At 35.9% G+C, this 21,741-nt stretch carries 18 protein-coding genes and 2 pseudogenes; 4 read left to right on the top strand and 16 right to left on the bottom strand.

Annotated elements, in window-relative coordinates; genetic code table 11:
• The 3 genes from D1953_RS19970 to D1953_RS19960 all read right to left on the bottom strand — a co-directional run bounded on the left by D1953_RS19970 (window position 1) and on the right by D1953_RS19960 (window position 2,768).
• Window positions 1–1,176: a sensor histidine kinase gene (locus D1953_RS19970; protein WP_119118908.1), complete on the bottom strand. Its 1,176-nt coding sequence runs from the start codon at window positions 1,174–1,176 to the stop codon at window positions 1–3.
• An 85-nt stretch (window positions 1,177–1,261) separates the two neighbouring features.
• A complete protein-coding gene (locus tag D1953_RS19965; RefSeq protein WP_119118907.1) occupies window positions 1,262–2,392 on the bottom strand; it encodes a serine hydrolase domain-containing protein in 1,131 nt (376 codons plus the stop codon).
• A gap of 40 nt (window positions 2,393–2,432) precedes the next feature.
• On the bottom strand, window positions 2,433–2,768 hold the full coding sequence (locus D1953_RS19960) for a hypothetical protein (protein ID WP_119118906.1): 336 nt from the start codon (window positions 2,766–2,768) through the stop codon (window positions 2,433–2,435).
• 246 nt (window positions 2,769–3,014) lie between these two features.
• On the opposite strand from D1953_RS19960, the gene D1953_RS19955 reads away from it, so the two are divergent.
• Together D1953_RS19955 and D1953_RS19950 are read left to right on the top strand one after the other, a co-directional pair.
• Window positions 3,015–4,007 carry a LacI family DNA-binding transcriptional regulator gene (locus tag D1953_RS19955; RefSeq protein WP_119118905.1) on the top strand — a complete coding sequence of 331 codons (993 nt, stop codon included), beginning with the start codon at window positions 3,015–3,017 and terminating at the stop codon, window positions 4,005–4,007.
• Between the two features lie 761 nt (window positions 4,008–4,768).
• On the top strand, window positions 4,769–6,532 hold the full coding sequence (locus D1953_RS19950; RefSeq protein WP_119118904.1) for an ABC transporter ATP-binding protein: 1,764 nt from the start codon (window positions 4,769–4,771) through the stop codon (window positions 6,530–6,532).
• Between the two features lie 60 nt (window positions 6,533–6,592).
• Here D1953_RS19950 and D1953_RS19945 read toward each other — a convergent pair whose 3' ends face one another.
• From D1953_RS19945 to D1953_RS19925, 5 genes are all read right to left on the bottom strand, one after another.
• Window positions 6,593–7,021 (bottom strand): hypothetical protein, encoded by a 429-nt coding sequence (locus D1953_RS19945; RefSeq protein WP_119118903.1) that lies wholly within the window; start codon window positions 7,019–7,021, stop codon window positions 6,593–6,595.
• A 371-nt stretch (window positions 7,022–7,392) separates the two neighbouring features.
• The gene (locus D1953_RS19940; RefSeq protein ID WP_119118902.1) at window positions 7,393–7,605 is read right to left on the bottom strand and encodes a hypothetical protein; all 213 of its coding nucleotides are present in this window, start codon (window positions 7,603–7,605) and stop codon (window positions 7,393–7,395) included.
• Between the two features lie 122 nt (window positions 7,606–7,727).
• The gene (brnQ, locus tag D1953_RS19935; protein WP_119118901.1) at window positions 7,728–9,056 is read right to left on the bottom strand and encodes a branched-chain amino acid transport system II carrier protein; all 1,329 of its coding nucleotides are present in this window, start codon (window positions 9,054–9,056) and stop codon (window positions 7,728–7,730) included.
• A gap of 912 nt (window positions 9,057–9,968) precedes the next feature.
• The gene (locus tag D1953_RS19930; RefSeq protein WP_119118900.1) at window positions 9,969–10,832 is read right to left on the bottom strand and encodes a DUF6612 family protein; all 864 of its coding nucleotides are present in this window, start codon (window positions 10,830–10,832) and stop codon (window positions 9,969–9,971) included.
• 182 nt (window positions 10,833–11,014) lie between these two features.
• Complete coding sequence (locus D1953_RS19925) at window positions 11,015–11,284, bottom strand: 2TM domain-containing protein (protein ID WP_119118899.1); 270 nt, start codon at window positions 11,282–11,284, stop codon at window positions 11,015–11,017.
• Window positions 11,285–11,664: 380 nt separating this feature from the next.
• Between D1953_RS19925 and D1953_RS19920 the strand changes: the two genes are divergently transcribed.
• Entirely contained in the window at window positions 11,665–13,830 is a 2,166-nt protein-coding gene (locus D1953_RS19920) for a bifunctional diguanylate cyclase/phosphodiesterase (RefSeq protein ID WP_119118898.1), read from the top strand.
• A 215-nt stretch (window positions 13,831–14,045) separates the two neighbouring features.
• Complete coding sequence (locus D1953_RS19915) at window positions 14,046–14,627, top strand: LOG family protein (RefSeq protein ID WP_119118897.1); 582 nt, start codon at window positions 14,046–14,048, stop codon at window positions 14,625–14,627.
• Between the two features lie 88 nt (window positions 14,628–14,715).
• Here the strand turns inward: D1953_RS19915 and D1953_RS19910 are convergent, their stop codons facing one another.
• From D1953_RS19910 to D1953_RS19875, 8 genes and pseudogenes are all read right to left on the bottom strand, one after another.
• Complete coding sequence (locus D1953_RS19910) at window positions 14,716–14,943, bottom strand: hypothetical protein (RefSeq protein ID WP_119118896.1); 228 nt, start codon at window positions 14,941–14,943, stop codon at window positions 14,716–14,718.
• A gap of 137 nt (window positions 14,944–15,080) precedes the next feature.
• A complete protein-coding gene (locus tag D1953_RS19905; RefSeq protein WP_119118895.1) occupies window positions 15,081–16,358 on the bottom strand; it encodes an MFS transporter in 1,278 nt (425 codons plus the stop codon).
• A gap of 222 nt (window positions 16,359–16,580) precedes the next feature.
• Window positions 16,581–16,857: pseudogene (locus D1953_RS19900) on the bottom strand (iron chelate uptake ABC transporter family permease subunit); the annotation flags it as partial.
• A pseudogene (locus D1953_RS19895) lies at window positions 16,848–17,064 on the bottom strand (iron chelate uptake ABC transporter family permease subunit); the annotation flags it as partial. The pseudogenes D1953_RS19900 and D1953_RS19895, both read right to left, overlap by 10 nt.
• 128 nt (window positions 17,065–17,192) lie before the next feature.
• Window positions 17,193–18,908: an ABC transporter ATP-binding protein gene (locus D1953_RS19890; RefSeq protein ID WP_119118894.1), complete on the bottom strand. Its 1,716-nt coding sequence runs from the start codon at window positions 18,906–18,908 to the stop codon at window positions 17,193–17,195.
• Between the two features lie 225 nt (window positions 18,909–19,133).
• Window positions 19,134–20,171 (bottom strand): beta-carotene 15,15'-monooxygenase, encoded by a 1,038-nt coding sequence (locus D1953_RS19885; protein ID WP_119118893.1) that lies wholly within the window; start codon window positions 20,169–20,171, stop codon window positions 19,134–19,136.
• 91 nt (window positions 20,172–20,262) lie between these two features.
• Window positions 20,263–20,751, bottom strand: coding sequence for a GNAT family N-acetyltransferase (locus D1953_RS19880; RefSeq protein ID WP_119118892.1), 489 nt, complete (start codon window positions 20,749–20,751; stop codon window positions 20,263–20,265).
• 280 nt (window positions 20,752–21,031) lie between these two features.
• Window positions 21,032–21,511, bottom strand: coding sequence for a GNAT family N-acetyltransferase (locus D1953_RS19875; protein WP_245980280.1), 480 nt, complete (start codon window positions 21,509–21,511; stop codon window positions 21,032–21,034).
• Window positions 21,512–21,741 lie beyond the last annotated feature (230 nt).

Genomic DNA, 21,741 nt, shown 5'->3' with positions numbered 1-21,741 from the left:
TCATCCCCTCCGAAATGGAATTTGGCATTTCACCATTGTTCCTTGTTTTTTAGTAGAGACAACTTGTACTTTCCCATTTAATGCAGCTAATCGTTCCTTCATAGATGATAATCCAAAACCATACTCCACTTGATCTGTACCAATCCCATTATCGTGTATCACTAATTCTATTTCATGTTCTAAGAAGGATAGAGTAACCATCACTTCCTTTGCATGACCATGCCTTTTTGCATTTGTTAACCCTTCCTGAAGACAACGCAGAAGGGTCATACGTATCGAATGCTGCAAAGTATATTCCTCATCACCCACAATGTTAAAAGTTACGTTTGTATTCGTATATTCAGAAAACTCATCAATAATAGCAGAAAGATTACTCGTTAAAGAAATATCCGTTTCTGTTCCTATTTCATGAATTGTCTCCCTAACTTGATTCAAACTGCCTGACGCATAATCTCTAAGTTCTTCAATCTTCTTCTTTGCTTCAGACGGATTTGAATCCATTAAATAAGACACAGCATCTAACCCTACAATATAAGCAATGAATGAATGTCCAAGTGTATCGTGTAAATCACGTGCCATTCGATTTCTCTCTTCAACAAGGGTAAGATGCTCAATTTGCTTCGCATATTGAACAAGAGTTTGATTCTGCTCTTCTATAATCCTATTTAAATTTTCAGTATTTTTATAAGCTTTAATAATTAGGTTAAAACCGAACCCAATCATCAGCAACAACCAATGATTAAAGATAAAGAAATAAGGATTCTCGCCTTCTAACGAAATACCTTGTAAAATAAATTCAATAAAAGGAAAGAAGGCCATAACTGCAATCAACCAATAATAACGCCTCTCCAGATGGAACGAAACCGTTAAGGCAGCTATAATAAACAAGGCTGTATAGCTATTCGTAGTCTGCATAGCATAAATCGTTAACGAGCCATTTAGCAACAACTCCGCAAAACAATAATACATGCTTCTCTTATATATAAGAGGAATCCAAAAACAGATAGGCACTATTATCGCAATGACTAACCATGTCAAAACTAAATAAAATTCATCAACCGTATCCTTTTCCGTATACAAGTCAACTAAGGCAGATACATAAAAAAATAACCTGAAAGAAAACAACACAATTTCAACAAAAATCGATAGCTTCCCCACACCTCTTAATTCACTCAATGAAACACCTCTAATCCTATTCACCCTAATATCTTTATGGTATGGTTTGAAGAATCATTTGTCACTTAATCTATGTGAATTTCTATTATTGAAGTCTATGAATAAACCACATTCTTTTATCTAAAATAATTGAAGCAAGTTCATTACCTAACTCGACATAATTCCATTCTGATCCTTTGTTGCTAAAAATAATAATGGTTAAGTCTTTTTCTGGATAACGTATTAATCCTGACCTCAAACCTGGCATTGAGCCTCCATGCCAAAATTCTTTTTCATCGAATGAAAGAAAGCTATCTGCCACATACCATCCATACCCGTACCCCGCAAGATACGGCACGATATCAATATTAGAAGTTACCATTTTTGACTTTTGCTTCTCAGAAAGTACTCTATCTTTTTCAATAACCGAAATATACTTAACTAAATCCGTTTTCGTTGAAACTACATCGCCGCAAGCAAACAACAAGCTCGGATGAAGATTTTTTATCAACTCTCCATTTTCATATCCTTTTACCTGTATTTTACCGACATTCCCTTCATTCATAACAAACGTATCATTCATTCCGGCCGATTTAAAAATATGGTTTTGTAAATAGGTGCTGTACGCTTCACCAGATACTTGTTCAATTATTTTCCCCAACAAGTAGTAACCCGAGTTAATATACGCATACTTCTCACCAGGATTTGATGTCAAAGGCTTATTTTTAAAGCTATTAATAATCTCTTTCTCGGAATAAGCTTTTGTGTAATCTTCCTGAATTTCATCTACTTCCAGAAAGTCAGCAAGTCCTGAGCTATGATTCAATAATTGATGAAGCGTAATTTTATTAGCATTTGGTAACTCCGGCATATAATCTGATAGCAAATCAGAGATAGATAACTTCCCTTGTTCCTCCAACTGTAAAATAGCCACAGCTGTCATTGATTTTGTAATTGACCCTACGGGAAATAGAGTATCATTCTGAAACGGCAGCTTATTTTCTTTATCGGCTAATCCATATGATTGATCAAGAAGCACCTTACCTTTATGAAGTACAAGCACCGATCCATCAAATTTTTCTTCTTTCGAAAATTGCTCCATGTACTCCTTGACCTTACCTTCATCATTTCCTATTAAATTAGAATGTTTTGTACTCCCAAAAACAAACGCAACGGATAGTAAAAGAACTATGGCACTTAAACATGTAATTCCTAAAATTTTAAATACTTTTTTCATGATTTTCCCCCATTTTCTTTTTCACTTATCTAACTAGCCACTAAGGTGCATTGTGCTCCTCTTTAGAAATCAAGCGCAAATATTTCATCAAAATGCGAAAACTTAACCATGATAGTACTGCACAAATAATCCCCAGAAACATTCCAACTGGTAAATTAACAAGACTAGATCCTTGAATTTCATCCTTTATAATAAATATGTTCTCCATACCAAAAGCTCTTAACAGTCCCAAAATCGGCATCAATAATGTGCATAGCCCAGTGACAACTCCCATCAACCCTAGGACAGCTAGTATGACCACATGACCGAACACCATTATTGAAGAAAAGAAGATTGAGACCATCCGAGAAATTATCCTTCCAATAAGCGCAATCATTTCAACTCCTCCATCACCTTGCTAACTCTATTATGAAAAATAAAAGTCATCTTCTTAAGTGAAAGAAAGTCATATATTTTTATTAAACTAGTCATAAAACAGTCATACATTCTTGATTGATAGCAAGAGGATGCGGAAGGATACATTGTGAAACGATTCACAATTCTTGATATAAACTTTTAAACAGCCCCTTCTTGCATCTACTAGAATGTTGTATACTCATATTGAAAAAAGGGAGATGAGAAAATGAAAAACATTGCCGATATCGCCAAGCTTGCAGGCGTAGCAAAGAGCACCGTCTCTAGGTATTTAAACGGCGGCTCTGTCAGTGAAGTAACAAAAAGAAAAATCGAAGACATCATCACAGAGACAGGTTATATGCCAAACGCTTTTGCACAAAGTTTAAAAGCAAAGAAAACCAATATTATCGGCATTATTGTTCCGCAGCTTGATTCATATGAGACCTCCCAAACATTGATTGGAATTGATCAGCAGCTTCGCGCACTAAATTATCTTATGCTCGTTTCTCATACTAATCGTAATTTAGAACGTGAAATTGAAAACATCTATACTCTGGCTAAACAAAAAGTAGCTGGCATTATTTTGCTTGCGACACAAATTACGGATCGACATGTACAAGCAATCTCTGAAATCGATATTCCTGTTCTATTAGTCGGACAACATCATGACGAAATACACAGCCTTGTTCACCATGATGAAGAAGCTGGTTACGCAATGGGAAAATACATTATTGAACAAGGTCACCGAAGACTTGCTTTTTTAGGAGTCAGCGAAACAGACATCGCTGTCGGCGTAAAACGGAAAGAAGGCTTTAAACGTGCTACTAGAGACGTCAATAATTGTGAAGTTCGCTATTTTGAAACGAAGGCTAATATGCGTGAAGTAGCTGCGAATGCTTTAGATATTTTTAATGACTTCTTCCCTTCTGCCCTCATTTGCGCAACAGATGAGATTGCAATCGGCGCAGTTAAAGCCGCCTATACGAAAGGAATGCATGTACCAGCTAACTTATCAGTAACGGGTTTTGGTGGATATGAAATAACTGCAATGATGCATCCAGCTTTAACCACTGTCCAATTTTACTTTATTGAGGCCGGAAAAAAAGCTGCCGATCATATTGTCCAGCTCGTAAATGGACAAGACATTCCAATGCTGACTTATTCAAACTTTGAAATTATCGCAAGAGAAAGTGTTGATAAACGATTTGCCCCTAGTTAATTAGCACATCCAGCTCTTCCTTCTTTACAAAAACAGCACCGCCAACATCAAGCGAAGCTCTGCTTTATTGTCTTAAAAACAAACATCAAGGGGCGTTTTTCGCCCTTTATTGGAACCGGTTCCCTAAAATACCCCGTTTTTTTATATTTATCAGGAACCGGTTCCAAATGTTGTATTATCAACGTTTTAACCACGTTTCTCAACACTTAAAAGATTCTTTTTCAACCTCTTTTAGTAAAAAAACCTCTAGATCTCAGCAGAATAAAGGCTGCCCAGCACAGCAAATGCTCCTCATTTATAGACATTTCCTTTGGTTGTTTAAGCACATCCAGAGCTCCCCCTCAACCATTAGAGAATCAGCCACCTTCATATTTATTTCACCATAATAAATACGTACCTAACCTGTATTCACATTTCCTTATTTTATACATATATTTGCATAAAATATGCATGAACGATTCGCGCCCTTAACTACCTTTTTATCAGTTTTTGTCGAATAACCGAAGAAATTCTAGTTAAACTGTCCATCTGACGTGGAATGTCGATTGGGTGCAATAGCTGTCTATACGAACAATCCAGAAGGCTTTTTGACATAAGTCGCTCTATTTCACTATTCCTTAGAGTGGCTTATTGTTGTTATTTTATGTATATTTTAAGATGATAGAAGCAGGTTTTTGTTCTATATAACGTACTTTTATCGTTGGATCACATCGTCATTAAAGTGGTTATTCTCACTAATTATTCAGATAGGAGTCATTTCTATGAACAATTTAAAGCCATTCCTCTCTCTGATTTTATCCACAAAAATTCCGAAGCTTGCGCTAATTATGGGGTTAACAGCAAGTATAATTACTACAATCGCTGGTCTGATTGTTCCATTATTAACAAAGAATTTAGTCGATGGCTTTTCGGTATCATCTTTAGGCACACCGCTTATTATCTGGATTGGAGCAGCCTTTATTATCCAAGCTATTATTAGCGGCGTGTCTATTTACTTATTAAGTTTTGTTGGACAAAAAATGGTTGCCCGGCTGCGTGACCGCATGTGGTTAAAACTTATCCGCTTGCCTGTTAGCTATTTTGATCAACAATCCAGCGGCGAAATCGTCAGTCGTGTTGTCAATGATACGAGCGTTGTGCGAGCATTAATTTCAGACCATTTCCCACAATTTATTTCAGGAATGATTTCTATTATCGGAGCCGTTATTATCTTATTCGTGATGGATTGGAAAATGACACTGATGATGCTCATTTCCGTTCCGATTACCTTAATAATTATGGTTCCACTCGGGAAGAAAATGGCAAAAATATCAAGAAGCTTACAAGATGAAACAGCGACCTTCACAGGCCATATCCAGCAAACCTTAAGTGAAATTCGTTTAATGAAAGCATCCAACGCTGAACAAAATGAAGCCGCAAAAGGATTAACTGGGATTGAAAAATTGCTCAGCTTCGGATTAAAGGAAGCACGTATTTTTGCTTTAATCATGCCCATTATGTATTTAGTCATCATGGTCGTCATTGTCATGATTATCGGATATGGCGGCATGCGGGTTGCGAACGGGACGATGTCAACTGGATCACTCGTTGCCTTTTTGCTTTATCTATTCCAAATCATTATGCCGATTACATCCTTCGCGATGTTTTTCACACAATTACAAAAAGCAAAAGGCGCTACAGAACGAATTATCGAGATTTTAGAGCTATCATTAGAAGCTGGGCAAGACGGGGTAGACATCGATATTACAGATAAACCGATTACTGTCTCAAATGTCTCATTTGCTTATAACGAAGACGAGCCTGTGCTTCAGAATGTCTCTTTTAAAGCACAGCCTGGTGAAATGATTGCTTTTGCGGGGCCAAGCGGCAGTGGAAAAACAACAATGTTTGGATTACTTGAACGATTTTATGAACCAACTTCAGGTGAAATACGAATTGGCCAAACCCCCATTACCGATTTATCACTTCTTTCCTGGCGCAGCCAAATTGGCTATGTTTCTCAAGAAAGTGCAATGACGGCTGGAACGATTCGCAACAATCTCTGCTATGGTTTAAAAGATCCGGAAGCGATATCTGATGAACGTCTATGGGAAGTTGCTAGAATGGCCTATGCTGACCAATTTATCAGCTCCTTTCCAAACGGGTTAGATACTAAAGTTGGAGAGCGAGGAGTCAAACTATCAGGTGGACAAAGACAACGAATCGCAATCGCCCGTGCCTTTCTACGCAATCCTAAAGTTCTGATGATGGATGAAGCAACTGCGAGCCTGGATAGCCAATCTGAATATGTTGTCCAGCAGGCCTTAACTCGTTTAATGAAAGGGTGCACAACCTTCGTCATTGCCCATCGCTTATCCACCATTATCGATGCAGACCAAATCATTTTCATCGAAAAAGGGAAAGTCACAGGCATCGGTACGCATCACGAATTAATGGAAACACATGAATTATATCGGGCATTCGTTGAACAACAGTTTGGGGAAACTAGTGACTCTTCCGTCAGTAAAGGTTTTACCGCCCATTAATAGGGAAGCACCAAAAAGAGGCACTCCACATGCAAGTGCCTCTTTTCGATATCTACTTTCTTAAGGATTATAGTAGTAGTAAGGTGGTGTTTCACCCTTTATTTCAAATAAGGTGGAAGATTGACGTTCTACTTTATACGACTGTACACAGCTACCACTCACTTTCCCTTTTCGCCACGTCTCCGTAAAACTAACAATATACTTTTCTCTCCCGATTTCTTTTGCTGTGGTTTCTCTTTCAACCTGAAAGCCATCGATAACGCCTGACCATGTGCCGATTTTCTTTGGAAAATAGTCAATATCCGTTCCTTCTCCAGAGGTAGCAAATTCAACAGCTGCCTCCTTTGTAAATGGCGGTAAAGGGGATGATGTGATTTGTAAAGCTCCCCACAGCAATCCATATAATAGAATAGGGACATAACTAAACGATATAGTCGCCTTATCTTCCTGCAACCTTTTATAAATCCAGCGATCAATTACGGCATACAATAAAGCAGCACCAAAATAAAACCATACAAAAACACCGAAAAAGAATAGAATGATTTAACATCATTCCCCTTTTTCAGCTCTCCATTTATTCGTATATGATGTAATTTCCTCTTATATTCCAATGATTTTCAAATGGTTTCATGTGTAACATTCGCTCTCGTATACAAAATAAAAAACAGAGGGCAAAGCCCCCCAGAGTGTAGAGAAACCTTTTATTTTTAAATTTTCGTTTGAACTCCATCTTCTTTCTGTTGTTTCCGCACTAAATATTGTGTTATTTCCTGATTCAAAAACAATATATGGATTTCCTATGAATATAAAAATGGCTGTCGGGACTTTCCCGACAGCCTGGAGGGCAAAGCCCCCTGTCTTTATTCAGACTTTTGAACGATTAATGCACTTTGCACTTGGCTAACAGCTGTTTGAGCCTGTGCAATTTCATTTGCTGCTTGCTTAATTGCTTCACCAGCTAAAGTTGGATCAGAAGAAGATTTTTCAATTGCTTGACTTAATAAGGTTTGCGTTAAAGTAACACTCGCTTTTGCTTGATTTAATTGATTCACGTCAATTTGTTGTTGAGGCATATCATTCTCTCCTTTACATTTTTAATACCTTTATATCATGACCCTTCTTTAGGCTTTTATTATCGGAAAAAAAATACAAAAAATGCCCATCTATCTATAGATGAGCATTTCTTTTAAACAATTTATTTTTGCGGAGCTTTCGGACGCATCAAGCTAATGATATAGCCTAATACTGCACCGACAATCGCCGGAACAATCCAACCTAATCCAATTCCGTAAAGAGGTAAGACTTCTCCAAAGAAATTGGTTACTCCTGAAACATCGATTGGAGTTGCACTTAATCCATCAAATAAACTCACAATGAATGTGAATAGCATACTTCCTTGGTATACTTCAGAACGACCTTTGAAAAGAGAATGTGTAAATGTTAAAACAATCAACACAATCGCTAATGGATAGATTGCTGTTAACACAGGTACAGATAACGAAATCAATTGTGCTAGTCCAAAGTTCGCAAAACCTGCACTAATGACAGAGAAAATAATTGCCAAATTTTTATAAGAAATACTTGGCATTAACTTATGGAAATAAGAAGCACAAGCTGTAACTAATCCAACACTTGTTGTTAAACATGCTAGTAACACAATAAAGCCTAGTAATACTCCACCGAACGGACCAAAGTAATGACTTGAAACTTGTACTAATACTTGTGCACCTGTATCTGCATAACCTATTTCCTCTACACTTGTAGCACCTAGATATGATAGCCCTGTATAGATTAAAGCTAAAATACCTGCCGCGATAAACGCTGATTTCATACATAAAGTAAGAAGTTGTTTCTTATTCGTGATTCCTTTATCCCGAATCGCATTAATCACAATGATCCCAAATACGAAAGCAGCAAGAGCATCCATTGTTAAATAGCCTTGTTGGAATCCTGTGAAGAATGCATTAGAGATATAGTCTTCAGTAGGTGCTTGGAAAGCTCCCATTGGTTTAAATATGACGAAAACCATTAAAATTAAAATAAACACGAGCATAATCGGCGTTAGCCATTTTCCAATAATATCAACCATCTTGCTAGGGTTAATCGAAATATAACACGTAAGCGCAAAGAAAATAATTGTAAAAATTAGTAAAGGTAAGAAACTAATCTCATCACCTAAAAAAGGTTTAATAGCCATTTCAAACGAAACTGTTCCCGTTCTCGGAATCGCAAACAAAGGTCCGATTGAAAGATACAAAATAATAGTAAACACTACACCGAAAATTGGATGAGTCCGACCTGCTAACGATTGTAAATCGTCTTTCCCAGAAACCCCTAATGCTAGAATACCAAGTAAAGGTAGACCAGCTCCTGTTACTAAAAAGCCGAAATTGGCTGACCACATATTTTCACCAGCTGCTTGTCCAAGCCCCGCTGGGAAAATTAAATTTCCAGCACCGAAGAATAATGCAAATAGCATTAGTCCAACAACTACTACAAATGAAGATGACACTTTATTTGACACAAAAAAACCCCCATAAAATCTTTTTACCTAAAAATTCATATAAATCTACAACGAGGTTGTATGCAATCGCTTGTACATTTCTCTATTTATTGCCAATCTATTCAATAATCAGAAAATTAAGTCAATAGAATACCTCTTTGTAATTATATAAGAAGTACGGTACAACTTAATGAACTATATCACATATCAAACGCACTTACAATATCACAATAACAAATTATACGGTCTATGTATAAATTAAATTTTTCCAATCGCCTCATAACACGATTTACCACGCCTGATTATTGTAAATATTAGAAATAATATTTTTCTGAAAATAAAGTTAATTATATACTCAACCAATAAATGGGGAATATCGACTGACTACACCAACAGATCAAAGTAAGAAATGCTTCTTTTAGCCGCAAGGAGGATTCAACACTTTACTTTGAAAGCCGTTGCATAGGATGCCAGAGTTATGCAAGGCACCATATATTGTAGGAATAATTGCTGCTGGATATTGTTAAACATATTTGCAGCGAATCATGGGAGATACTTAAAAAAAGCCAATCTGCGAGAAATGATTCGGTACACACTACAGTCTGCTAAAACATTCTCCCTTCTTTTATCTAATTTCCAGGGAAATGTCCTATTATGAATACTGAACATGTTTCTATAACTGTCTAACGAATAACTTCTTTTACGCTGAGGTATATTCTATCCTGTTTTATATCCTCTTATCTACTATCAGTAGAAATAAATATCCATGATTATATATAAAACCAAATTAAATTTCCCGCATTATCACATTCTACCTAAGGTCTAAAAATCTACAGCTTATTCAAATCAATATTCTTAGATTGCTTTAACAAGTTGCCCCTATATAAAAAACCTCATTCCTTCAAAAGGACTGAGGTTTTCTATTATCACTATTTATTGTGGAAGTTGAATTTCTTCTGCAGACTTCATTACATCTTCTGGAATCGTAATTTCATCGACACCATTATAGTTACTAAATACAGCATTTGTTGTTTGCTTCATCGTTACTTCTTCTTCACCTTCAACCGTTTTAATGGTCATGTTAATATCCATAGCTGTTAAGTTAAAGCTTTTCTTATCAATTGTGTATTTAAAATTCACATCATTAATATCCATATTTTCAAGAGCGACCCCTAAATCTTGGCCTAAGCTTTTCGACATTTCTTCTTGAACTAAACTATTGAATTTATCACCTGAAGCATTAAGTGTTAAGAAGTAAGAAGCATCATCCTGCTCGAACTTAAAGTCCTCTACATAGGATTGCATCTTTTTCAGTTCAGCTGCTGGATCTCCTTGCTCTTTCGTTGCTTTTAATATCTCAGCAGACATTTCCTCAGGAAGTTTCACCCATTTGTTTTCTGTCGGCTCAACCATATAAAATCCTTTATCCGTGAAATATGTTTCTGATTTCATGGACTCTTCCCCTGGGACCTCAATCGTCATTACTTGATAAAGAGCAATTGGATTTTGGATAACATCCATCTCAATTGTTGACTTTACATCCACTGGCTCAGGATTATTACTAGAAGTAATCGTTTGATTATTGTCCATTTTCACAGATACACTTTTTAAATCACGGCTAGCCGCAATTGTTTTTTCAAATACTTCTTCTACTGTAAGAGATTTTTCACTCGCTTGAGATTTTTCATTTTCTTTAGACTTTCCAGCATCTGAAACAGGTGCTGCTTCTTGACCACAAGCACCTAACACAACAAATAATGCTAGAAAAGGAATAGCTAATAACTTTTTAAGTTTCATTATTATATATTCTCCTTTTTATAGAATATATAAATCATATAATAAAAAAGGGAATATATGTTGATGTTTTACATAATCGGAACTTTTATACCAATTATATAGCATTATAGCCAAAATCAAGTAGCTAGTTAGTCCCTCTGTTCAAATAAAAAGAAGCCAATCTTGGCTCCAAAATAAAGGGACTACTTATCTTTTTCCATATACTCTTTGATCTTTTTCTCTTCCCAATCCGCTCCGAATTTACCGGATGTAAACGTGGTTAGACCATGGATAATGACTCCAATTCCCCAACCTCCAAGCGGATAGATGAACCACCAATTCCCTGCATCTGAACTCAGGTTAATAACAAACAACATCATATTTACTAAAATATACACCACCAAGTGAATGTAAAAAGCTTTTAGATTTTGTACGCGTCTCTTGGCTCTTAAATATTTTTCGTCCTTTTCCATTAGCCACACTCCCTCTTCATCATGTCACGCTTCTTGATGTATACCATTTATATGTACTTTTATATCTCTAAAAATATAGCAGTTTATTGTTTAATTACATTCTCTTATTGGGATTTATAACGGTTAAACAAAACTAATCCATTTCAATCAAATTAACCCTAATATACATAATTTTGTTTAAAATAGGGGTATTACGGACTATTCAAATGAAGTATTATTACATAATAGTAGCAAAATATTAATAAAATTATCATAACCATCTTAACATTCATCATGTACTATAGTCAGTGCTATACAGCTCTCGAAACACGCTAAATCTAGACTACTGTAACTAACAATATGAATATGTTCTCACGCTATGAACTAAAGGGAGATAAATCATGAAGGTAGAAAAACAGAGTATTCAATCTTCCGTAAGAGACGGATTTGGTTTAACTATCCCTCTTTTATTACTCATACCAGCTTTGCTATTTAGTAATCAATTGTATGGCATATTGGGAGAAAATAATTATGTGACCATCCATTTAATGCTTGAAATCTTTATTATCATTGCATCCTTTACAATTGCGATTCAAGCATGGCTCATATTTCCTTATATTTTGTCTAATCATCGATTATATATCGGTGCTCTTTTTCTGTCAGTAGGTTTGTTAACTCTCATTCATACGCTGTCTTATAAAGGCATGCCCTTTTTTATTAAGGATAGCTCTGCTTATTCAGCTACATGGTTTTATATGATTGGACGCTTAACACAAACTTTAGGTTTATTGCTCATTTTGACATCAAAACCTAAAAAAATTAACTTTATACAGCGCAGGATTACATATAGTTTAGCTTGGTTATATACTTTTGTTTGGGTATTCCTTATCTACAGTCCATATGAACTATTACCGCATCTTTTAATCGAAGGAGTAGGTACAACACCATTAAAAAACGGTCTGCAATATGTAGCTATTATGCTGCAATGTTTAATACTTCTTTCTTTGTGGAGGAACTTCCATAAAGATCGACGTCAAAATACAGTTATCATTATGGCTTCTGTTTATTTAATAATTGGCGATGTAATGTTCACAGCCTATCAAAGTGTGTATGATATTAAAAATTTCATGGGTCACTTCTTTCAATTATCAGGTTTTTATTTTTTAATGAGGACGTTTTACTCTGCCTCTGTTGAAAGGCCCTTTCAATCGTTAATAGAAACCCAAAAACAATTAGAAAAATCTGAGGAAAATCTTCATTACATGGCCTATCACGATGAACTAACCAAATTGCCAAATTCACGATTTTTAACAGAAAAACTATCAAAAGAACTAAGCGTGCCCAAAACAAAAAAGGCGATTCTAATGATAGAAATTGATCGACTGAAATCGATTAATGAATCGCTTGGTCATTCTTTTATAGACTTGATGCTACAAGAGGTTGCAACACGTCTACGTACCTCTCTTCCCCCAGACTTATTCATCAGTCAAATAGGCAGAGGGGAGTTTACGATTGTCCTCCATTCGGTAGAGGACCATGAGGATGTAGTTCAAATATGTAAACAAATTCAAAAAGGAATGAAAGAACCTTTTCAACTACAGCATTTTCTATTAAATATTACATTAAATATCGGCATTGCCGTTTATCCGAAGCATGGCACGAATCAAGAGGCACTTTTAAAACATGCTCAAGTCGCCATGCATGAGGCACAGAAAGCAACAGAGAGATATGTATTTTACCATCCCAAAATGGGACAACAGCTCATAGAGCGATTAGTGCTTGAACAGGACTTACATTACGCCCTTGATAATGGAGAGATTTATCTTGAATATCAGCCACAAATTAACTTGCGTACAGGTTCTATCGATTCTGTAGAGGCGTTAGTTCGATGGCAGCATCCAGAGAAAGGATTGATTTCACCCGCTGCATTTATTCCAATCGCAGAAGAAACAGGGCTAATCGTCCCAATCGGTGAATGGATATTGGAAACTGCTTGCAGGCAGGTTAAACAATGGCATAATGAAGGCATTTCACATATCGGTGTCGCTGTTAACCTATCAACTGGGCAATTCTTTCAACAAAATTTAGTAGGGATGGTAGAGGATATTTTAGCAAGAACCGACCTGCCTCCACATTACTTAGAATTAGAAATCACCGAAAGTATGACGGTAGATACTAACCACATGGCTGACATTTTGCATGATTTAAAGCAATTGGGTGTAAAAATAGCTGTAGATGACTTTGGCACAGGTTACTCATCTATGTATTATTTAAAAAAATTCCCGATTGATTGTTTAAAAATAGACCGTTCTTTTGTTCGAAATGTACAGTCCGATCATCATGATGACGTACTTATTTCCATGATGATTTCGATGGCGAAACATCTTGAATTGAAAGTTGTTGCTGAAGGTGTAGAAGAAATCGGTCAACTGTCCTTTTTAGCAGATTGTGATATTATCCAAGGATATTTATTTAGTAGACCAATCGATCCTGAAGAATTATCAGCAAATTTCGATACCATTCAAAAAAAGGCTCTTTCCATCACTCAATTAAAAGAAGTAGTATAGAGAAATTGCAATCTAAAAAAGCTAACAGCCTGCAGACAGTAGACTGTTAGCTTTTTTACTTTTCACACTCAAAACAAGCATGTATGACCGTTTAGATGCATAATATTTTTTAAATCATTTTAAAAGTTTATTAACATTCCACTCGTTTCACCTAATATAAAAATTCATTATAATCAAAAAGAAGAAAAACAAAAATGATGTAATGGAGGCTAACTATGAAGAGAATCGCTGTTTTCTGTGGATCTAGTATCGGAGCTTCACATACGTATAAAGAAGGCGCTACCCAACTAGGGAAAGAATTAGCCAGACGAGGCATTACACTTGTCTATGGAGGTTCTAGTGTTGGAATTATGGGAACAGTAGCAGATGCTGTTTTAGAAGCAGGTGGACAAGCTATCGGCGTAATCCCAAAAATGTTAGAAGAAAAAGAGATTGCACACCCTCATTTAACAGAACTTATTGTCGTTAACTCTATGCATGAAAGAAAAACAAAAATGGTCGAATTAGCAGATGGATTTATCGCTTTACCTGGAGGACCTGGAACGTTAGAAGAGTTTTTTGAAGTATTCACTTGGGCTCAGCTGGGACTTCACCAAAAACCTTGCGGCATCTTAAATATACACCATTATTATGATTTACTAATTTCCTTCTTCAATCATATGAATGAACAACAGTTTTTACAAGATAAACATCGCTCTATAGCTTTAGTTGATTCCAATCCAGCAGATTTAATTGAGAAATTCTATATCTATACTCCTCCTGCTGTGAAGACCTATATTAAAGAAAATCAAACGTGATAAGTAAACATCACTGAATTCATATTACAAATGAGCCTAGGCATACTGTCCCTAAGCTCATTTGTTTTACTTACTGTTTATCAGCTCTCTATTCTTCTGCCTTCTTCCCTCTCATCAATTTCTCAAACCGTTCCATTTCCGGATCTTGTTTAGGCGTATAGTTGAACGGATTTTTTTCTTGTGCAAATTCCTTTTTTGTATCAAATATACCCATTGTTGAGCTAGCAGATGCTGTAGGGTCATTAATAATACTTTCTCTTTTCCCATCAAAATGAGGGGTTGCTTCAACATGTATATTTTCATCATCACGTGGCATATAATCATCTCCTTTTTGATTAAGATAACTATATAAAAGGCAATCTATTCAATTTTTCAACACTTTCATTTCAAGAAGATGAGAAAGCGTGGAAAGAGATGATGATTTCAACAAATTAAGCATGTGAATCGAATGATTTATATTGCTTGCTCATTTGCCAAACCCTGCTTAACCTCTGATGTTTGTTTTTTAATGACAACTACAAATAAGCTGCCTACTAAGCAGAAGATGCCCGCAAGAAAGAATGCCCATGTATAAGAATTAAATATTTTATAAATAAGACCTCCGCCATAAGCTGCGACTGCTGCCCCTGCTTGGTGAGCAGCAAATATCCATCCATAAATGATTCCACTCTTTTCTACCCCGAAGATTTGTCTAGAAATACTAATTGTTGGAGGTACGGTTGCAATCCAATCTAATCCATAGAATATAGCAAAGAGAACTAATAGCGGGATAGAACCTTCATAAAGTGCATAAGGAAGCAATAACAAAGAAACTCCCCTTAAAGCATAATACCAAAACAGCAGCCAGCGATTATCAAATCGATCCGATAACCAGCCCGATATAGTCGTTCCAATTAAATCAAAGATTCCCATAAAGGAAAGTAAAGAAGCGGCGGTTATTACAGGAATACCATAACTCATACAATACGAAACAAAATGCGTACCAATCAAACCACCTGTTGAAAGCCCGCATATAAAGAAGCTGCCTGCTAATAGCCAAAACGCTTTCACTTTGACCGCTTCAAGTAAAGATTCGAAAGCAATCACAATAGGATTTTTCTTCTGAACTATATTCGATTCTGAAGGCTCTTCGTCAAGTCCGTACGGAAGGATCCCTATTTCCTTTGGAGTGTTTTTCATAAATAATAAAATGATGACTAACATTATAACGCTAAGAATCATAATAAGACCAATTGCCCAACGCCATGAATAATGTTCGATAAAATAAGCTAGTACGGGTAGCAAAACTAACTGACCCGTTGCCGTACTTGCAGTTAATATCCCGACTGCCAATCCCCTTCTCTTCTCAAACCAGCGATTGGCCACATATGGACTTAAAACGGTTAAAAAGAGTCCAGACCCTAATCCTATAAGAATTCCCCATATAACAATAAGTTGCCACGATTGCTCCATAAAAAATGTAAGAGCAACTCCCCCGGATAACGTGGCCATGGCCAATACCATCATCTTTTTTAATCCTACTACTTCAATTAAAGCTGCCATAAATGGACCGGAAAGCCCATATAGAAAAAGACTAATTGCAAATGCTAAAGAAATAATAGAACGGTCCCACCCGAACTCCGCTTCAAAAGGTTCTATAAAGACTCCTGATGATGATCGAATAATTCCAGCTGCGATAATGGAGAAGAATGCAATGATTAAAATAACCCAACTATAATGAATACGCTTCAAACACTCACCTACTATCCTTAATATAGATACTAAGATTAGTATAAGGAACAATCTTACAATTGCAATGATTTATTTTTAAGACATCATATATACTACCAATTATATACTCTAAGCTCCTCTTGTTATCGATTATGAAAATGGTTATCACTGTAAAAGATATTATATCGAAAGAATATTTAACAGGAGGATTTACATCGTGTTTAAATAAAAAAAAAGCAATCTAATACTTCCCACCAACCAAGTCGCAACAAATTGATATTTATCTGGATTAAGCCGTAATGTTAAAACAATCATAAATCATAGCTGCGCTAATCCCTGCTGCTATAGCCACACCAGTTAACAGTAACCGAGTCAGGGAAATCCCCTCATGCCTTTTATATGCCAATATATAAATCACAAACGCTGTGATACTCGCACCCCCAAAGGCCAATATCGGCAATAAGTATACGGATGTAGCAACATTTCCTGGGAAAAGGGAAATAAATAATACTACAGTAAGGCAATCAATGCTCCGACTGGAGTTTCAAATGGGGGGTGCACAAAGATCAGCTAGCACTACTAATAAACTACCTAAAATAATTGAACAAGGAATAATCCATCGATAATCATGGCCAACAAGAAAACGAGTTACATGTGGAACGATTAAACCGAAAAAACCTACCGCTCCAACAACGGATACGGCCGCCCCCGCTAAAATTAGTACAATATTGCTCAATAAATATAGTCATAATCCTCTTGTTTTAACGATATGAGCCCTTTCTGATAAAGAAAAAAACCGGGTACTGTTAACCCGGTTTTTCCACACTTCCTTCAACTAATTCATTACTAGAGTGATTACGCTCCAAATTGAGCTGCATGCAGTTTAGAATACATTCCTTTATTTTTTAATAAAGTTTGATGACTACCTTCTTCTACAATGCCTTCTTTTGTAACAACGACAATACGATCAGCATCTTTAATCGTAGCTAAACGATGAGCAATCACAAGGGTTGTTCTTCCTTTAGATAAATCAGTTAGTGCTTGCTGAATAGCTTGTTCTGTTTCTGTATCCAAAGCAGATGTTGCTTCATCTAAGATAAGAATGGATGGATTTTTCAAAAACATTCTCGCAATGGATAAGCGTTGTTTTTGTCCACCGGATAGCTTGACCCCTCGTTCACCAATTAAAGTATCCATGCCGTCCTTTTGAGCACGAATAACACCCTCAAGTTGAGCTTTTCTCGCAGCTTCCCATATCTCATCATCTGTTGCATGTAAATGACCATAGGCAATATTTTCACGAATCGTTCCATCAAATAGGAATACATCTTGCTGAACAATGCCGATATGAGAGCGTAAAGAAGATAAAGTTATATCTCGTATATCCTTACCATCAATTTTAATTTGTCCACCTGTCACATCATAAAAACGAGGTAATAAACTACATAATGTTGTTTTTCCTGCTCCAGATGGGCCAACAAGAGCTACTGTTTCCCCTGGTTGAATACGTAAATGAATATTGGATAATGCCTCTTCTTCTCCCTTATAGCTAAAAGAAACATCATTATATTCAATCATTCCGTTAACGTGATTAACCTCAATAGCATTCGTACGATCCATCACATCTGGCTCTGTTTCTAACAGTTCTACAAATCGCTTAAAACCAGCCACACCTTTTGGATAAACTTCAATAACAGCATTAATTTTATTAATCGGGCTTAAGAAAATATTAGATAATAAAATAAAAGCAATAAATTCCCCATACGTCATCTGTTTTTCAATTACAAACCATGTTCCACATAATAAAACAAATAAAGAAATGCTTTTCATTAAAATGAAACTGATTGACATATTCCAGGCCATAACACGATAAGCAAGCAGTTTTGTAAGGCGAAACCGTTCATTGTTCTCTGTAAACTGATCAATCTCATATTGCTCGTTCGCAAAAGCTTGAACAACACGAATACCTCCAACGTTATTTTCCACCCTTGCATTAAAATCTGCAATATCAGCAAACATACTTGAAAAGGCTTGAGACATTTTTTTGCTGAAATATACAGTTAAAATCACGATAAATGGAACTAATATAAACGTCAGCACAGCTAATTTCCAATTAATTGTGAGCATTAAACCAAATGCCCCCGTTAATGTCATCAAGGCAATAAACAGATCCTCTGGCCCATGATGGGCAATTTCCCCAATATCCATCAAATCATTTGTCATACGTGAAACTAAATGCCCCGTTTTCGTATTATCAAAGAAACCAAAAGATAGTTTTTGAACGTGAGTAAATAGCTTTTTACGCATATCTGTTTCAATATTGATGCCTAATTTATGTCCCCAATATGTCACAACATAATGAAGAAAAGCAGTAAACAGATAAACAACAAATAATCCAATACACCCCCACATAATCCATTGCCAGTTTCCGCTAGGCAACAAATCATCAACAACACGATTTACTGCAAGAGGAAAAGCAAGCTCCAATAAACCGGCAAGAATGGCACATGAGAAATCAAGTATAAATAACCATTTATATGGTTGGTAGTACGAAAAGAATCGTCTAAGCAAGACGTTAAACACCCCCAACATGCTCAATAACACATCATCTAGTGATATTGATTATCCTTTTCATTATAATCGTGCTTCAATACACAAACAACAATATTTTTTGCAAATCCTAATATAACATAAAGAGCACGAGAAAAGCTGGGGATTACCCTGTTTTCCTCGTGCTCTAGGATCATTATTTGCTATGATAACAATCATGTAAATTTTAATCCATACAGCTTGTTTTTATAATCTTTGCTTTAACACTTCTTTAAATTTTTCAAGATCATCCACTCGAATTGCTACTTGTTCATACTCTTTCTTTACCCCCATCAGCACAGTGGCTTCAACCGGGCGTTTTAATTTCAACATAATATTGGGATAGACTTCTTCAAAATCACGTGCAATAAAATCAATTGTATTCTTCGAAAGTTTTTGTTCTAATCTATCTCTGTCTTCTATTACTTCCTCAATATCATCCCATCGTATTTCCATACGCTTCATCAGGCCTAGAGAAACATACATCCGATCATGTTCCATCTGTAGAGGATTGAAACGTACCGCTTGAATATCACCTAAAAACAAAATGACAGAATAAATATTTATCACTAGCAAAATAATTGATAAAATAAATGACTTCTCATGTAACCACCAATGAATGCCGATTGTTTCAATCATAATTGCGTGAATCATCATCACTTGAAAAGCAATCAAGCTTGATTGCTTATGCAGTGTAAACGTATTGGCCTTATATTGCGGCTTCTTTCTCCACATGCCTAAAGCATAATAAAACATCAGCATTTCAGAGCAAATCGCTTGTATAATGGGATGTTTCTTTACTTTCTCATCTACTGCATGGGAGAAGGAAAACAAAAGTGGCAGTGGGCTTTTCTTAACGGTGCGAATGATTTCGGGCAAATATTTAAAAAATGTCACTAATAATAATAGTTCAAGTAAAACAAGTGCACCTTCTATAACAAAGCCTGCCCATGTAATGGTTTTAAATGGAGCTAAATACTCCACTGGAATTATAAAACGTGCAGCAATAAGCCCAGTTGCCATCATCACAATAAGAGGCTTCCAGCTCAAATTACGTTTCCAAACTAAAAATAAAACAGGCGCTACAATAGTTAAATCGATAATGGATCCTAATACAACACCATTTGTATTATCAGGCAGCAGCGACACGCCAAAGGAAGAACGATATAAAACAAAATTAGAAGTTAATACAAGCAATAATAAGATCAGCCATATTATATTGGTTGAATCTTTTTTTAATATCATGCTATCCACCTCATTAATTTTGAATAATTATATTGTTTAAGTTTTAGAATACTCGTTGTAACTATTGAGAATTCTTCATTGTATAAAATGCTCACCGCAGCTCTTTACTCATATTATACCAAATTTCCCCACCATGTTCCGAGTTCGATACCCCGTAATTGAGATATCCATGTTTTTCATAGAAACCAATCAAATCTTCTTTACAAGTAAGCGTAATCGTTTCACGTTGACTAGCTTTCGCTTCCCTTTCAAGGTGTGTGAGCAGCGCTGTTGCAGTGCCTTGTTTTTGATAACTTGGAGACACAGCTAATCCTAAAATACTTTGATGACCTCCAGACGCTGGATTTTCTTTTATATTGCTAAATAAATCATCCGTAATGAATGCCTTTTCAATAACTGGTCCATTGACTAAGCCCACTATGGTACCATCTTGTTCTGCTACATAAAAACTATCAGGAATTAGCTGAATACGCATTTCAAACGCTTCTTTCGTCGCAGCCTCTTCTTTTGTAAAGCAAAGATTTTCAATGCGTACAAGCTCAGGTAAATCTTCCATTTTTACATTTCGTATATTCAGCATACCTATCATTCCTCCAATGTTTGAGCGATTGCTCTATTCATTTATTCATAACTTGCCTCTTCCATTTTACGACATGATTAAAAAAAGAGTCTATTTGATTAAAAGCCTCTTACACACCCATATTTTAGAGCAACTAAAAAGAATCACTTTTATACAATCCGATAAGGTCAGATAAATCATCTGCTCATAAAAAAGCAACTAAACCAGTTAGGTGTAGTTGCTCTTCATTTATTTTCTATTTCATTATGCTTGCACTGTCATTTTGTATATAAGAGTATCATTATTTTAAAGCCGTTTTAAATACATAACTGACTTTTTCATAATTCATCTTATCTTCATAGAAAAGATGGGCATCTGTACGTTGCAACCCCGAAGATAGGGCAACATTTTCATAATTGTTTTCTTTCGCCCAATCATGAACGTATGTAAGTAGTTTTTCACCGTACCCTTTAGAACGCTTCTTATTATCTGTAACTAAATCGCAAACCCAAACAAATCTTCCATAATAGAGTGTTATCATTGGTTTAAAACCCGTGACAGCAACCATTTCATCGCCATCAAATAAAGCAAGCATTTTATACCTGTCCTTTTCTTGGGCATCTGCTACTAAGTCAAGATAAGTGCTTTCATCAAGGTGGGGACGTAATTGCTTCATTACTGGAAATGCTCCAAGTATCTCATTCTGTGATTGAAGTTCTTTAATGGTTAAAGAATCCACAATAATCACCCTTTTGAATTTTTTATAAATCGAATTTTTCATATCTTCTGTTTCTAATAACCTATATAGATTACTTTAATAAGAAAAATATGTGTCTATTTGTTGCAAATATGCATCTTTTAGTTAAAGAACCAATAAACGATTATGGAACTACTACAAGATGGACTATTTCCCTTAAAACAACTATTTCTTTCCTTATAAAAAATTGGGCAAAAAAAGAAGCCCACATAAGGGCTTCTTTTTTGCCTGGCAACGTCCTACTCTCACAGGGG

It is taken from the genome of Peribacillus asahii (assembly GCF_003570725.1).
GTDB classification, from domain to species: Bacteria; Bacillota; Bacilli; order Bacillales; family DSM-1321; genus Peribacillus; species Peribacillus asahii.
The sequence above is the reverse complement of the archived record's forward strand: the minus strand, read 5'-3'. Positions and strand labels throughout refer to the sequence as shown.